At 71.9% G+C, this 13,944-nt stretch carries 15 protein-coding genes; 5 read left to right on the top strand and 10 right to left on the bottom strand.

What is annotated here, in order from left to right:
- Nucleotides 1-10 precede the first annotated feature (10 nt).
- Complete coding sequence (locus ABIA38_RS29925; RefSeq protein WP_424641987.1) at nt 11-1,777, bottom strand: acetyl/propionyl/methylcrotonyl-CoA carboxylase subunit alpha; 1,767 nt, start codon at nt 1,775-1,777, stop codon at nt 11-13.
- Between the two features lie 214 nt (nt 1,778-1,991).
- Nucleotides 1,992-2,204 (bottom strand): hypothetical protein, encoded by a 213-nt coding sequence (locus tag ABIA38_RS29930; protein WP_424641988.1) that lies wholly within the window; start codon nt 2,202-2,204, stop codon nt 1,992-1,994.
- A 201-nt stretch (nt 2,205-2,405) separates the two neighbouring features.
- Between ABIA38_RS29930 and ABIA38_RS29935 the strand changes: the two genes are divergently transcribed.
- Entirely contained in the window at nt 2,406-2,936 is a 531-nt protein-coding gene (locus tag ABIA38_RS29935; RefSeq protein ID WP_424641989.1) for a hypothetical protein, read from the top strand.
- Nucleotides 2,937-2,965: 29 nt separating this feature from the next.
- Here ABIA38_RS29935 and ABIA38_RS29940 read toward each other — a convergent pair whose 3' ends face one another.
- The 6 genes from ABIA38_RS29940 to ABIA38_RS29965 all read right to left on the bottom strand — a co-directional run bounded on the left by ABIA38_RS29940 (nt 2,966) and on the right by ABIA38_RS29965 (nt 7,161).
- Nucleotides 2,966-3,802, bottom strand: a complete 837-nt coding sequence (locus ABIA38_RS29940; protein ID WP_424641990.1) for a helix-turn-helix domain-containing protein — start codon at nt 3,800-3,802, stop codon at nt 2,966-2,968.
- Between the two features lie 77 nt (nt 3,803-3,879).
- Nucleotides 3,880-4,347, bottom strand: coding sequence for a hypothetical protein (locus tag ABIA38_RS29945; RefSeq protein ID WP_424641991.1), 468 nt, complete (start codon nt 4,345-4,347; stop codon nt 3,880-3,882).
- A 98-nt stretch (nt 4,348-4,445) separates the two neighbouring features.
- The gene (locus ABIA38_RS29950; protein WP_424641992.1) at nt 4,446-5,054 is read right to left on the bottom strand and encodes a nucleoside triphosphate pyrophosphatase; all 609 of its coding nucleotides are present in this window, start codon (nt 5,052-5,054) and stop codon (nt 4,446-4,448) included.
- A gap of 34 nt (nt 5,055-5,088) precedes the next feature.
- Complete coding sequence (gene mmpB / locus ABIA38_RS29955; RefSeq protein ID WP_424641993.1) at nt 5,089-5,205, bottom strand: morphogenic membrane protein MmpB; 117 nt, start codon at nt 5,203-5,205, stop codon at nt 5,089-5,091.
- 99 nt (nt 5,206-5,304) lie between these two features.
- A complete protein-coding gene (locus ABIA38_RS29960; protein WP_424641994.1) occupies nt 5,305-5,502 on the bottom strand; it encodes an acyl-CoA carboxylase subunit epsilon in 198 nt (65 codons plus the stop codon).
- 72 nt (nt 5,503-5,574) lie between these two features.
- Complete coding sequence (locus tag ABIA38_RS29965) at nt 5,575-7,161, bottom strand: acyl-CoA carboxylase subunit beta (RefSeq protein ID WP_424641995.1); 1,587 nt, start codon at nt 7,159-7,161, stop codon at nt 5,575-5,577.
- Nucleotides 7,162-7,264: 103 nt separating this feature from the next.
- Between ABIA38_RS29965 and ABIA38_RS29970 the strand changes: the two genes are divergently transcribed.
- From ABIA38_RS29970 to ABIA38_RS29980, 3 genes are all read left to right on the top strand, one after another.
- A complete protein-coding gene (locus ABIA38_RS29970; protein WP_424641996.1) occupies nt 7,265-8,080 on the top strand; it encodes a biotin--[acetyl-CoA-carboxylase] ligase in 816 nt (271 codons plus the stop codon).
- 239 nt (nt 8,081-8,319) lie between these two features.
- Nucleotides 8,320-8,850: a PH domain-containing protein gene (locus ABIA38_RS29975; RefSeq protein WP_424641997.1), complete on the top strand. Its 531-nt coding sequence runs from the start codon at nt 8,320-8,322 to the stop codon at nt 8,848-8,850.
- A 38-nt stretch (nt 8,851-8,888) separates the two neighbouring features.
- Nucleotides 8,889-9,959 (top strand): adenylate/guanylate cyclase domain-containing protein, encoded by a 1,071-nt coding sequence (locus tag ABIA38_RS29980; RefSeq protein ID WP_424641998.1) that lies wholly within the window; start codon nt 8,889-8,891, stop codon nt 9,957-9,959.
- Nucleotides 9,960-10,023: 64 nt separating this feature from the next.
- Here the strand turns inward: ABIA38_RS29980 and ABIA38_RS29985 are convergent, their stop codons facing one another.
- Nucleotides 10,024-10,419: an SRPBCC family protein gene (locus ABIA38_RS29985; RefSeq protein ID WP_424641999.1), complete on the bottom strand. Its 396-nt coding sequence runs from the start codon at nt 10,417-10,419 to the stop codon at nt 10,024-10,026.
- A 394-nt stretch (nt 10,420-10,813) separates the two neighbouring features.
- On the opposite strand from ABIA38_RS29985, the gene ABIA38_RS29990 reads away from it, so the two are divergent.
- Complete coding sequence (locus tag ABIA38_RS29990; protein WP_424642000.1) at nt 10,814-12,616, top strand: sensor domain-containing diguanylate cyclase; 1,803 nt, start codon at nt 10,814-10,816, stop codon at nt 12,614-12,616.
- Nucleotides 12,617-12,980: 364 nt separating this feature from the next.
- On the opposite strand, the gene fdhD is transcribed toward ABIA38_RS29990, so the two are convergent.
- Nucleotides 12,981-13,835, bottom strand: coding sequence for a formate dehydrogenase accessory sulfurtransferase FdhD (gene fdhD, locus ABIA38_RS29995; RefSeq protein ID WP_424642001.1), 855 nt, complete (start codon nt 13,833-13,835; stop codon nt 12,981-12,983).
- Nucleotides 13,836-13,944: the final 109 nt, after the last annotated feature.

The raw sequence follows: 13,944 nt of genomic DNA on the forward strand, positions 1-13,944 counted from the left end.
GTGTTTCGGTTCAGTCCTTGATCTCGCACAGGATCGCGCCGGACGTGACCGTGGCGCCGACCTCGGCGACCAGGCCCTTGACGGTACCGGCTCGGTGGGCGTTGAGGGGCTGTTCCATCTTCATCGCCTCCAGGACCACGATCAGTTCGCCCTCGGCGACCTGTTGGCCCTCCTCGACCGCGACCTTGACGATGGTGCCCTGCATCGGGCTGGCCAGCGAGTCGCCGCTCGCCGCGGCGCCCGCCTTCTTGCCGCCGCCGCGCTTGGGCGCCTTCTTCCCCGCGGCCGGGGCCGCGCCGGACGCGCCCAGGCCGGCCGGGAGGGTGACCTCGAAGCGGCGGCCGTTGACCTCGACCACCACCGTCTCGCGCTCGCCGGGCTCCTGGCCGGTCGGCGCGCCGCCGCCGAACGGGGCGATCGTGTTCGCGAACTCGGTCTCGATCCACCGGGTGTGCACCGCGAACGGCTCGGTCGAACCGGTGAGTTCGGGGGCGAACGCCGGGTCCACCACCACCTCGCGGTGGAAGGTGAGCGCGGTCGCCATGCCGTCCACCACGAACTCGTCGAGCGCGCGCTTGGCCCGCTGCAGCGCCTGCGCGCGGTCGCGGCCGGTGACGATCAGCTTGGCCAGGAGCGAGTCCCAGGCCGGGCCGATCACCGAGCCCTGCTCGACGCCGGAGTCCAGGCGCACGCCCGGCCCGGACGGCGGCAGCCACGTGGTGACCTCGCCGGGGGCGGGCAGGAAGCCGCGCCCCGGGTCCTCGCCGTTGATCCGGAACTCGAACGAATGCCCGCGCAGCGGCGGGTCGTCGTAGCCGAGCGCCTCGCCGTCGGCGATCCGGAACATCTCCCGCACCAGGTCGATGCCGGACACCTCCTCGGTGACCGGGTGTTCGACCTGCAGGCGGGTGTTGACCTCCAGGAACGAGATGGTGCCGTCCTGGCCGACCAGGAACTCGCAGGTCCCGGCGCCGACGTAGCCGGCCTCGCGCAGGATGGCCTTGGACGCGCGGTAGAGCTCGGCGTTCTGCTCGTCGGTCAGGAACGGCGCGGGCGCCTCCTCGACCAGCTTCTGGTGCCGGCGCTGCAGCGAGCAGTCCCGGGTCGAGACGACCACCACGTTGCCGTGGGTGTCGGCCAGACACTGCGTCTCCACATGCCGGGGCCGGTCCAGGTAACGCTCGACGAAGCACTCGCCGCGACCGAACGCGGCCACCGCCTCGCGCACCGCCGAGTCGTACAACTCGGGGACCTCTTCGAGGGTGCGGGCCACCTTGAGGCCGCGACCACCACCGCCGAACGCGGCCTTGATGGCGATCGGCAGGCCGTTGGCCTTCGCGAACTCGACGACCTCGGCGGACCCGGAGACCGGGTCCGGGGTGCCGGCGACCAGGGGCGCGCCGGCCCGCTGGGCGATGTGTCGCGCGGCCACCTTGTCGCCCAGATCGCGGATCGCCTGCGGCGGCGGTCCGATCCAGGTGAGTCCGGCGTCCAGGACGGCCTGGGCGAATTCCGCGTTCTCCGACAGGAATCCGTATCCGGGGTGCACGGCGTCCGCGCCGGAGTCCCGGGCGGCCGACAACACCTTGGCCACGTCGAGGTAACTCTCGGCCGGGGTGTTGCCGCCGAGCGCGTGGGCCTCGTCGGCCACCCGCACGTGCAGCGCATCCCGGTCCGGCTCGGCGTAGACGGCCACACTGGCGATACCGGCATCCCGGCATGCTCGGGCGACGCGGACCGCGATTTCCCCACGGTTGGCGATGAGTACCTTGCGCACGATCTGGCTCCCTCCTCAACTGCGGAGAGTCTAGGGATTCGGGGGCGGGCACGATCCGCCGACCCACGTCCTCATGGGTACGGCAACCCGCCGTGTTCATGGCCTGCGGTGGAGCTGCCGGCCACGTTGCCGGTGGGGTCAACGTACTCCGGGCGAGCCGGCCACCTACCGTCGGGTATACCTGAAACGTGTTGCAGTTTGTTGGTCGAGTCGGTCAACCGCCCATGCAGTCGCCGCCGGCCGCGCGCCCGAGCAGCCCGCTTTCGGGGACGTTCGCCCCGGCCATCTTCCCGCAGTGCTTGCAGGCCTTGGCCCAGGGATTGCCCGCCGGCCCCTCGGGTCCGTACTGGTAGACCCATTCGTGGTCGTCGTGACCGTCGGCGCACATGTCCCACGCGTTGTTCGGTTCCCGCGCGTCTCGCGTCATTCGACCGCTCCTCTGCTTTTCTCCGTGCGCAGGCTACGAGCGCGGGCGCCCGGGGGAGGGGAAAACAGGGGAATCGCCCCAGCGTGGGGCGCCCACCTGCACTCGACCGGGCGGCTTTTGGCGTGCGGTGTTTCCCCGGGACGGGGCCGGCTGCCACGATGTGAACGTCTTCGGCATCCCATGCCTGGACAGGAGGTACAGGTGGCAGAGGTGTTCTTGCGCCGGTTGACCCGTTGGCAGGCCGACCAACAACGGGAATCCGTCGCGAATACGTACGTCCAGACCTACGGCGAGAACCCGCCGGGCCGCCCCGATTTCCTGCGGCGCTATGCCGAGCACATCCAACAGCCCGGATTCGAGATGGTCGTCGCCAACGGCGCCGGCGCGGCCGGTTGTACGTACGGCTTCCCGCCTCGGCGGGCCAGTGGCTGGTGGACCGGATTCCACGGCGAGTTGCCCGAGGACGTCGCGGAACTCGCGGCGGCCGGAAAGGTGTTCGTGATCGTCGAAATGATGGTCGTGCCGCAACACCGGCGACAGGGACTGGCCGGCCGGATGCGGGAGAAGTTGCTCGCCGGGACGGACGCGAAGTTCGCCGCGGTGCGGGTGGCCCGGGACAACCACGCCGCGCTGACCGCCTTCCGGTCCTGGGACTGGGACCTGCTCGGCGAGTGGCAACCGGACCGGGCCGGCGCACCCGCCGACGTCTGGGGGCAGCGACTGCGCGGCTGAGCCGCGGCACACACATGCGGCACCCGCGGTCAGTCGCCGTAAAGTTCGCGCAGTACCCGTCCGGTGCGCCGGTCGGCGGGGTAGAACGATTCGATCGAGATCTCGTCGACGGTGATGTCCACCGCCGTACCGAACGTGGCCACCGTGCTGACGAACGACAACACCTCGTCGCCGTGCCGGATGCCCAGCGGGACGGCGGGTGCGCCGGGGCCGGCCGCGTTCGGCGGTGCGTCGCCCGGGTAGCCGCTCACCTCGTCGTACAACTCCCGGGTCAGCGGGTCGCCGGTGATCGCGACCTGGCGGCGCAGCCGGTGCAGCAGGTGCGCGCGCCACTGGGCGAGGTTGACGATCCGCGGCGCCAGGCCCCGCGGGTGCAGGCTGATCCGGTAGGCGTTCAGCGGGGCGGTGAGCAGTTCGGCGGCCACGCCCTCGGTGAACAGCGCGACGCTCGCGGTCGCGTCGAGGACGTTCCACGCGCGGTCCACGATCACCGCCGGATACGGGCCGTGGCCGGTCAGGATCTGCCGCATCGCGCCCATCACCGCGTCCAGTTCCGGCGCGTCCAGGCGGCTCTCGTGATACTCCGGAGCGTGCCCGGCGGCCACGAGCAGGCGGTTGCGTTCGCGCAGCGGGACCTCCAGGTATTCGGCCAGTCGCAACACCATTTCCCGACTGGGCACCGCACGGCCCGTCTCGATGAAGCTCAGATGCCGGGTGGACACCGCGACCTCGACGGACAGTTCCAACTGGCTCAGCCGCCGGTGCCGGCGCCAGTGCCGGATCAGCTCGCCGGTCGCCCGCCGGCCGGCGGCGTGCTCGGCGAGGTGCTCGACGGGATGCTCGGTGCTCGTGGTTGCCGAACTCATGGGACCCGACCGTACGCGGTGCGCCGCCGATCCGGCACGCCGCGCCCGGTGCGGCCCGGCGGCGCCGGGGCGGGTCGTCAGCGCACCGACCTGCGGGCCCTGCGCAGGCCGAACAACTGCAGATCGGCGAAGGCAAGCACCACGATCGCCTGCAACACGATCAGCGTGGTGCCGAGCCCGGTCGGGTCGAGCCAGCCCGCGATCGCCATCACCAGGCTGTCCGCGAACCACAGCAGGTTGAGCCCGATCACCGCACGAACGGCGGTGCGGTGCGGCGTGGTCCGCCGGGCGATTTGCCACACGCCGAGCGCGTAGAGCACCAGGAAGGCACCGAGGCCGACCAGGAACGCGGTGGGCAGGCCGAGCGCGGCGTCGAAGGCGGTACAGCCGACCAGCGCGGCCAGCCCCACCGCGCCGGTGGCGATCGCGTCGAGCCGAAGTGCGACGCGCAGCAGACCGGTGTCGCCGCGCACGGCGGTACCGGTGCCGGCACCGTCACCGGGCCCGCCGGTTGCGAACGTGGGATTGAGGGACTGGGCACTCATGGGCTCCTCCAGGGTCGTCTGCCGACACCCACGACTGTGCCGGGCGTACCGCGGCCGGTCGATTCCCTCGGAGGTAATGCCCGGTGGTCGCGACCCGGTCAGGTCCACAGGTCGATGATGCGTACCTCCAGGTCGGCGAGCAGCCGGCGGAGCAGCGGCAGCGACAGGCCGATCACGTTGCCCGGGTCGCCGTCGATGCCGTCCACGAACGGCGCCGCATAGCCGTCCAGGGTGAACGCGCCCGCCACGTGCAGCGGTTCGCCGGTGGCGAGGTACGCGGCCACCTCGTCGTCCGAGGGGGTGCCGAAGCGCACCGTGGTGGCCGCGACCTCGGACACCCGCCGGCCGCTCGCCCGATCGATCACGCAGTGCCCGGTCAGCAGGACACCCGCGCGCCCGCGCATCGCCTGCCAGCGGGCCAGTGCCTCGGCGGCGTCGGCCGGCTTGCCGAGCGCGCGGCCGTCCAGTTCGAGCACCGAGTCGCAGCCGATCACCAGTTCGTCGCCGGTCAGTTCGGCCGCGACCGCGTCGGCCTTGGCCTCGGCGAGCAGCAGCGCGAGTTCGCGCGGCGAGGCGGCGGTGAGCGCGTCCTCGTCGACGCCGCTGACCTGGACCTTGGGGTCGAGCCCGGCGTCGCGCAGCAACTTCAGGCGCGCGGGGGAGGCCGAGGCGAGCACGAGGGTGCGGGAGGGGATGCGGTCGGTCATGGCGTCAACGTACCGGGGACGGCCCGGCGCCCGGTCAACGGCCGAGCAGGAGCAGGCCCAGGATCAGCAGCGCGGGCAGGATCCACACGGCGCGCCGCAGCTGGGCCACGGCGCGCCGGGTTTCCTCGGAGAATTCGTCACGGTCGCGCATCCGCCCATCGTGCGCCGTGGAGCCCCGGGGGATCCTGAGTACGAATACTCAAGTCGGCTCGTGCGATTTATCGACGTCCGCCCCGGGTTGTCCGGTCGCTCAGAACGGCCACCCGCTCGCCCGCCAGGCACCGGGCCCGGGCCGCAGCGGTCGGCGGACCAGCCGGGCCGGCGCGTTCCACTGCGACGGGGCCGGTGGGACCGCCGCGGCCGTACCGCCGCTCGCCTTGGCCGCCACGACGGTGACGATCACGGCCAACTCCTCCGGGGTGGGTTCACCCCGCACCACCTTGATCATGGGGACCTCCAGGCCCTGACCGGCCCGGCCCGCCGCGCCTCGGCACGGCGGGTCCGGCCCGGAGTGGTCCGACTACAGCGGGATGTTGCCGTGCTTCTTCGGCGGCAGCGTCTCGCGCTTGCCGCGCAGCGCGCGCAGTGCCTTGACCACGTGCGCCCGGGTCGACGAGGGCCGGATCACCGCGTCCACGTAGCCGCGTTCGGCGGCCACGTACGGGTTGCACAGGGTGTCCTCGTACTCCTGGATCAGCCGCGCTCGGGTCGCCTCGGGGTCGTCCGAGGCGGCGATCGTGCGCCGGTGCAGGATGTTGGCCGCGCCCTGCGCGCCCATCACCGCGATCTGCGCGGTCGGCCAGGCCAGGTTGACATCGGCGCCCAGGTGCTTGGAGCCCATCACGTCGTACGCGCCGCCGTACGCCTTGCGGGTGATGATCGTCACCAGCGGCACGGTGGCCTCGGCGTAGGCGTAGATCAGCTTGGCGCCGCGCCGGATGATGCCGTTCCACTCCTGGTCGGTGCCGGGCAGGAAGCCGGGTACGTCGACGAAGGTCAGCACCGGGATGTTGAACGCGTCGCAGGTGCGCACGAAGCGTGCGGCCTTCTCGGACGCGTCGATGTCCAGGGTGCCGGCGAACTGCATCGGCTGGTTGGCCACGATGCCCACCGAGCGGCCCTCGACCCGGCCGAAGCCGACCACGATGTTCGGCGCGAACAGCGGCTGGACCTCCAGGAAGTCCGCGTCGTCCAGGACGTGTTCGAGCACCGTGTGGATGTCGTACGGCTGGTTCGCCGAGTCCGGGATCAGCGTGTCCAGGTCACGGTCGAAGTCGGTGGTCTCCAGGTCGGCGGCCTCGTCGAAGGACGGCGCCTCCTCCAGGTTGTTGCTCGGCAGGTAGGAGAGCAGGCCCTTGACGTAGTCCAGGGCGTCCTTCTCGTCGGCGCCCATGTAGTGCGCGTTGCCGGACTTGCTGTTGTGCGTACGCGCGCCGCCGAGGTCCTCCATCGTGACGTCCTCGCCGGTGACCGTCTTGATCACGTCGGGGCCGGTGATGAACATCTGCGAGGTCTGGTCGACCATCACCACGAAGTCGGTCAGCGCGGGGGAGTAGACGTGGCCGCCCGCCGCCGCGCCCATGATCAGCGAGATCTGCGGGATCACCCCGGAGGCGATCACGTTGCGCCGGAAGATCTCGCCGTAGAGGCCGAGCGAGACGACACCCTCCTGGATGCGCGCGCCGCCACCCTCGTTGATCCCCACCAGCGGGACGCCGGTCTTGATCGCGAGGTCCTGGATCTTGACGATCTTCTCGCCGTACACCTCGCCGAGGCTGCCGCCGAAGACCGTGACGTCCTGGGAGAACACGCATACGTGCCGGCCGTCCACCGTGCCGGAGCCGGTCACCACGCCGTCGCCGTAGGGGCGGTTGCTCTCCAGGCCGAAGTTGGTGGAGCGGTGCCGGGCGAACTCGTCGAGTTCGACGAACGAGCCCTCGTCGAGCAGATACTCGATCCGCTCGCGGGCGGTCATCTTGCCCTTGGCGTGCTGCTTCTCGACCGCGCGGGCGCTGCCCGCGTGTACCGCCTCGTCGATGCGACGCTCGAGGTCGGCCAGCTTCCCGGCGGTGGTGTGGATGTCGGGATCGCCCTGTACTGGGTCCATCGTGCTGGCTCCTGTCAAGTCGAACGGCGGCGATCGGTAGCGTATCCGCGCCACGCCGGCGACCATCACCGCCCTGCCTCGCGGTGCCTTCTAGGGTGATCGGATGGACTCTCCTTTCACGGATCTCGACCGTCCCCCGCTGCGCGAGGCGGCCCTGCGTCGGGCCCTGCTGGTGCCCGGCGGGTTGTGGCGCGAGGTGGACGTGCTGCCCGAGACCGGTTCGACCAACGCCGACCTGGCCCGGCGGGCCGACGAGACCGAGGGGCTGGTACTGGTCGCCGAGTCGCAGGTGGCGGGCCGGGGTCGGCTGGACCGCCGGTGGACCGCGCCGCCGCGCTCGGGGCTCGCGGTGTCGGTGACGCTGGCGCCGAACGAGGTGCCGGTCGCGCGCTGGGGCTGGCTGCCGCTGCTCGCCGGGGTGGCGGCGGCGTCGGCGGTCTCCCGGGTGAGCGGCGTGGAGGTGCGCCTGAAGTGGCCCAACGACCTGCTGGTGGGCGAGCGCAAGCTGGCCGGGATCCTGGCCGAGCGGGCGGGCACGGCGGTGGTGCTGGGCATCGGGCTGAACGTTTCGCTGCGCCAGGACGAGTTGCCGGTCCCGACGGCCACTTCGTTGTTGTTGTCGGGCGCCGAGAACATCGACCGGGACCCGCTGCTGCGGGCGCTGCTTCGCGAGCTGGAGGAGTGGTACACCCGGTGGCGCCTGGCCGAGGGTGATGCGCGGGCGAGCGGCCTGCTCACGGCGTACACCGAGGCGTGCGCCACGATCGGCCGGCGGGTCCGGGTGGACCTCCCCGCCGGTCCGGCCTTGGAGGGGGCCGCGACTGCGATCGACGACGACGGGCGCCTGGTGGTGACGGGGCCGGACGGGCCGACGCCGGTGGGTGCGGGGGACGTGGTGCACGTCCGTCCGGCGACGTAGGTTTTGCGCCCACCCGCCCACCCGTTACGTCGGGTGAATCGCCTGCGGTATTCGGGCATGGGGTGGGCGCATGTGCGCTGCGGGGCCGTGTCGGACTCACCCCTCCCGCCCGAAAGCCGCCGGCGTCGCGCCCGACGTAACGGGTGCGCGGGTGGGCGCGGAAGTTCTTGGTCTCGGCACGCCTCCGGGCCTTCCCGGGGCGTCGGTTGCACAATCGGGGGACCCCCCGAGGAGGCCCGGTGTTTGTTGGCGCTGCCGAGGTCGATGACGACACGCTCTTTGTGGTGCGTCCGCACTGGATGCATCTTGTGCGTCCCGCCCTCTCCCTCTTTGCCACCGTTGCCGTTACCGGCTTCCTGGCTGCGTTGTTCTCGCCGAGCGCGGCCAGAGGTTGGATCCTGCCCGCCGTGCTGCTGGGCGGGCTTGCCGCGCTGGTGCGGTGGAGTGTCGCTCCGTGGCTGGCCTGGCTGGGCACGTTGTACTCGGTCGCCGTCGATCGGCTGATCGTGCGTACCGGTGCGCTGACCCGGGAGACGCGGGTGGTCCCCTTCACGCGCGTGGCGGATGTACTGATCGAGCACGCGTCGTTCGTGGATCGGATCCTCGGCGCCGGCACCGTCGTGCTGGTGCCCACCGGCGACCGGGAGCGGCTCGAACTCCCGGGTCTGCCGCACGTGGTGCGCCTGCAGAGCGAGTTGCTCGTACTCGTGGCGCGGGCCGCGCCCGAGCGGAAGAAGCACATGGCAGCGGCCGACCCCGAACCTTTGTGACCCCCGACACGTAGTGTGGCTCCGACGAGAGGAGCCACATGCCCGAGGAACGGACCCGCGTGGAGCCCGGCGCGGGCGCCGGGGCCGACGCGGTCGATCAGCCCGCCCTGCCCGATCTGTCCGACATCGAGGCGGTCAACAACACGATCGCCGACGTCGAACAGGTCGTCCTGGGCGCCCCCCGGCGCTACACCTCGGGCCAGGTCGCCGACCTGGTCGGGGTGCCCCTGGAAGAAGCCCGCAAGTTGTGGCGCGGCCTGGGCTTCGCCGATTTCGGCCCGGCCCGCGCGTTCACCGACGCCGACGTGGCCGCGCTCAAGCACCTGCGCGAGCTGACCGAGTCCGGGTTGCTGCCCGCCGCCGTCGCGGCGCAGTTCGTCCGCTCGGTGGGCCAGACCATGGCCCGATTCGCCGAATGGCAGACCGAGGCGTGGGTGGAATACATCGGCACCGAGCTCACCGGTCGCCGCTCCGAACAGGTGGTCACCACCGCGGGCGATGTGATGCTCGAACTCGAACCGCTGGTCATCTACGCCTGGCGCCGGCACCTGGCCGCGGCCAGCTCGCGCGCGATGCAGGGGCTGACCGATCCACAGACGGTGGGCCAGTCGCTGGCCGTCGGCTTCGCCGACCTGGTCGGCTTCACCCGGCTCTCGCGCAACCTGGAGGAGGCCGAACTCGGCCGCCTGGTACAGACCTTCGAGGACACCGCCGTCGACGTGATCGCCGAACAGGGCGGGCGCCTGGTCAAGACGCTGGGCGACGAGGTGTTGTTCGTGACCTTCTCGCCGGACTCGGCGGTCGAACTGGGACTGCGCCTGGTCGAGGCGATGGCTCAGGAGGAGATCCTGCCCGCGCTGCGGGTGGGCATCGCGTACGGCCACGTGCTCTCCCGGATGGGCGACGTGTTCGGCACCACCGTCAATCTGGCCAGCCGGCTGACCGCGCTCAGCCCCAAGGACGCCGTGGTGGTCGACCGCGAGTTGGCCGCCGCTCTGGAGGGCGACACCCGCTACGAACTGCATCCGATGTGGCGCCGCCCGGTGCGCGGCCTGGGGCTGGTCGAACCCTGGACGGTGTGCCGGCCGGGGGATCCGATACCGCAATGACCGGCGGGTCCGGGGCGCTTGGATCTTCCTTGCGTATCTTCCTTGCGACTCCTTCGCGACCCCGTCAGGCGAACGACGCCCGCAGCGAACGCAGCGCAGGCCGCATGACCGCGTGTTCGAGTTCGCGCAGCACCGCGAGTTGTTCGGCCGGCGTGCTCTGGAACCGCACCGACCAGACCACCAGGCACATCGTGCCGCCGGCGATCGATTCGAGCGCGATCCGGCCCAGCAGCGGCAGGCCGTCCAGCGCCCGATAGCTGTACGTGTGTCCCGCCTCGTCGTGCTCGACCAGCCGTTCGCGCACGCTCGTCCCGTCCGGCCCGCGTACCCGCCGCTCGGTGTCGGTGTGCTCCTCGACCGGCCACGGATACCACCCGGACGGGTCCTCGAAGTCGCCTACCGCCTCCCAGATGCGGGCGGCCGGTACATCGATCGCGGCGATGACGGAAAGCGTGGGCACGCGACACTCCTTCGGACTGTGCCCGAGACCGTACTCTTTCGGCCGAGATCGTGGGACCCCTCCACGGTGTCTTCACAAGCCGGCGACCCGGTACGCCCTGCTGCGCTACGGCCCGGACACGGGGCGTTGCGGGCGGCCGGCACAGGAGTAATGTGCGCAGGACGCGAAGCCGGGGTGTACGAAGCCGGGGTGTACAAGCGCTTCGCTCGGACCGGGACGGGCGCCGGGCTCGCGCGCGGGCGCTCGGCGGACGCACCGGAGCCGACCGGGGGGTCGGCGACCGGAACGCGCGCGAACAGCGACCCGTTGAGGTGGCGGCATGACGCGGGTGCACCTTGCCGTTAATCGGGCAATACATGACATATCCTCTGGTCTCGGTGCTGGTGGATTGGGGGTGAGGACAGTAGCTTCGCGACCCGATTCGAGCGCTCCCGGAACCGAGGGCTCGGGCGGCCCGCCCGACGACCTGCCCGGGATGCCCGGCGACACCTGTCCGGAACCCGCCGCCCTGGTCGAGGGCCCCGACGCGGCCCGCCGGCTGCACGCGATCATTCACCTGGCCAAGACGCTCGCCACGACCCACCACTTCTCCGAGGTGGTCCGGGTGTCCGCGACCCAGGCACGGCTGGCGATGGGTGCCGCGCACGCCTCGATCTCGGTGTGGGAACGGGACACCGGGCGACTGCGGGTGTTGGTCAACGACGGCGAACTGGCCGAGGGGGAGGAGCCGCTGCCGACCGCGGAGAGCTACCCCGTCAGCGACTTCCCGGACATCATCGAGTCGGCGGCCTGGCCCACCACCTGGTCGCGCTGCGTCGACGACGCCGAGGACGAGGCCGTACACGACCCCGAACGGGTCGCGGCGATGCGGCGGCGGGGGCGGCACGACTGCATGGTGGCGCCGATCATGGTCGAGGGCCGGGTGTGGGGCGAGTTGTATCTGGCCCGGCGCGCCGACCAGCCCCGCTTCGAGCCGGTGGACGCCGAGTTCGCCGGGGTGCTGGCCGCGCAGATCTCGGCCGGTCTGGCCCAGGCGGAACACTTCGAGCGGATCGAGAAGCTGGCCTTCACCGACCCGCTGACCGGACTGGCCAACCGGCGCGCCATCGACGCGCGGTTGGACGAGGCGATGGCCCGGCACTACCGGGACGGCGTGGTGGTCAGCCTGATCGTGTGCGACGTCAACGGCCTCAAGCGGCTCAACGACGAACGCGGCCACGACGTGGGGGACCGGCTCCTGGAACGCTTCGCCGACCAGCTCTCCGCGTGCAGCGCGATGTTGCCCGGTGCGACGGCCGCCCGGCTCGGCGGCGACGAGTTCTGCGTCCTGGTCGAGGGCTATCCGCCGGACGACGTGGTCGTGGTCGCCGAGGAGCTGTGTCGACGGGCGCTGCGGATGCACAACGGCGAGGGGGTGGCCTGCGGCGTGGCCTCCACGGGCGATCCGGTGGGCCCGGTGACCAGCGCGGACCGGCTGTTCCGGCTCGCCGACGCGGCGCAGTACCGGGCCAAGGGCTCCCGCTCGACCCGCCCGGTGGTCGCCGGGCGCGGCCAACAGCCCGACCTGACCCTGTCCCTGGCGCGCGAGGCGCAGGACGAGGCGGAGACCGAGGGCCCGGGCCCGCATCGCGACCGCCGCCGGTTCCGCGGCGCGCTGCACAACGCCGAGCCGGGGCGGTTGTTGGCCGCGGTGCTGGCGGTGCTCGACGAGCGCGAGCCGAAGAGCGTGCATCGTGCGGACACGCTGGGCCGGCTGGAAATCGTCGCCGACACCTTCGCCCGGATGCTGGACGGGGTCGCCTGGTGGGTGTCCTATCTGCCGCCGGGCGGGCGGGTGTTGCGTACGGTGCGGTACTCGATCCACCGGCTGACCGGCGTGCAGAGCGAGTCGGGCTCGCGCTATGACGCGGTCGCGGCCGAATACGACCTGGCGCACTATCCGGCGACGGCCGACGCGGTACAGGGCGGCAGCTTCGTCGCCGAGTTGGGCGACCCGGGGACGGACCCGGCCGAGGAGGACCTGCTCCTGGTCGGCGGCTACAAGGCGATGGTCGCGGCGGGCGGGAGCAACGCCGCGGGTGGGTGGCTGGTGGAGATCTACGCGGATGATCTGAGCCTGAGCGTCACGGGACTGGCGCCGGTACTGCGGGCGTTGGTTGCGGTGGCGTTGACGGGTGGGGCGTCGCTGCCGGAGTGAGGGGGTGCGGGGGCGCGGGTGGGGCGGGTGGTTTGAGTCGGTGGGTGACCCGAGCGGTCGGAGCGCCCGGGGCGACGTGCGCTGCCCGGGCGACGTGCGCGACCTGGGTGACGTGCGCGACCTGGGTGACCCGAGCCCCCGGAGCGACTCGGGCGACGAGCGCGACCTGGGCCGTGACCGCGGTGACGGCGGTGCCGCGCGGCGGGCCACCCGACCGGCTCGGGCCGGCGACCCGAGTGCCTGGCGACCCGGGCCACACGCGACCCGGGCCAGATGCGATCCGCAGCGCCCGGAATCGGCAGGCTCCGGACCGCTTGGATTCGGCAGGCTCGGGTGCGTGTGGGTTCGGCAGGCGTGCGGGTGCTCAGGCCGGTGGCTCGGTCGGGTGTACGGGTACGGTCACCCGGTCCTGGTGGGTGTACACGTTGGCCGAGCGGCCACGCAGGAAGCCGACCAGGGTCACCCCCGCGTCCTCGGCGAGTTCCACCGCCAGGCCGGAGGGGGCGGATACCGCGGCCATCATCGGCACCCCCGCCATCGCGGCCTTCTGGGTCAGTTCGAACGAGGCCCGCCCGCTGACCATCAGCACGTGTCCCGCCAGCGGCAGCCGGCCCTCGCGCAGCGCCCAGCCGACCACCTTGTCCACCGCGTTGTGCCGGCCGACGTCCTCGCGTACGCAGACCGCCTCGCCGTCGGCGGTGAACAGGCCCGCCGCATGCAGGCCGCCGGTGCTGGCGAACACCTTCTGCGCCGCGCGCAGCCGATCGGGCAGCGCGTACAGCACCTCCGCGTCCACCCGCACGTCGTCCGCGCGTACGTCGAAGCGGGACATCCGGCGCAGCCCGTCGATGCCGGTGCTGCCGCAGATCCCGCACGCACTCGACGTCCATACCCCGCGCATCAGGCCCGGGTCCGGGGCCGGTACGTGTGGTGCGAGTACCGCGTCCACCACGTTGTAGGTGTTGTGGCCGTCCTCGTCGGTGCCCGCGCAGTAGCGCATCGCGGTCAGGTCCCCGGCCGCGCCGATCACCCCCTCGGCCGCGAGGAACCCGGCGACCAGGTCGAAGTCGTCGCCCGGTGTGCGCATGGTCACGGTGATCGTGCGTCCGCCGATCCGGATGTCCAGCGGCTCCTCGGCCACGAGCGTGTCGATCCGGGCCACGGCCGGTGCGTCGCCGCCCAGCCGCAGGACCTTGTGGCGAGAGGTGACCCGACCCACGGCACTGCCTTTCCTCGATCCGATCCGGACTGTCTACCCGACGGCCGACGTCCGGATGTCTCCCCGCACGGTAGCCGCCCTGGTGTTGTCGCGATCCATGCACATAATG

It is taken from the genome of Embleya sp. AB8, assembly GCF_049739465.1.
GTDB lineage: Bacteria > Actinomycetota > Actinomycetes > Streptomycetales > Streptomycetaceae > Embleya.

What these genes read in the sequence shown, in the direction of transcription:
- ABIA38_RS29930 (WP_424641988.1), bottom strand. Translation starts at nt 2,204, where the DNA reads ATGACGCGAGACGCGCGGGAACCGAACAACGCGTGGGACATGTGCGCC.
- ABIA38_RS29940 (WP_424641990.1), bottom strand. Translation starts at nt 3,802, where the DNA reads ATGAGTTCGGCAACCACGAGCACCGAGCATCCCGTCGAGCACCTCGCC.
- ABIA38_RS29945 (WP_424641991.1), bottom strand. Translation starts at nt 4,347, where the DNA reads ATGAGTGCCCAGTCCCTCAATCCCACGTTCGCAACCGGCGGGCCCGGT.
- ABIA38_RS29950 (WP_424641992.1), bottom strand. Translation starts at nt 5,054, where the DNA reads ATGACCGACCGCATCCCCTCCCGCACCCTCGTGCTCGCCTCGGCCTCC.
- mmpB (WP_424641993.1), bottom strand. Translation starts at nt 5,205, where the DNA reads ATGCGCGACCGTGACGAATTCTCCGAGGAAACCCGGCGCGCCGTGGCC.
- ABIA38_RS29960 (WP_424641994.1), bottom strand. Translation starts at nt 5,502, where the DNA reads ATGATCAAGGTGGTGCGGGGTGAACCCACCCCGGAGGAGTTGGCCGTG.
- ABIA38_RS29965 (WP_424641995.1), bottom strand. Translation starts at nt 7,161, where the DNA reads ATGGACCCAGTACAGGGCGATCCCGACATCCACACCACCGCCGGGAAG.
- ABIA38_RS29970 (WP_424641996.1), top strand. Translation starts at nt 7,265, where the DNA reads ATGGACTCTCCTTTCACGGATCTCGACCGTCCCCCGCTGCGCGAGGCG.
- ABIA38_RS29980 (WP_424641998.1), top strand. Translation starts at nt 8,889, where the DNA reads ATGCCCGAGGAACGGACCCGCGTGGAGCCCGGCGCGGGCGCCGGGGCC.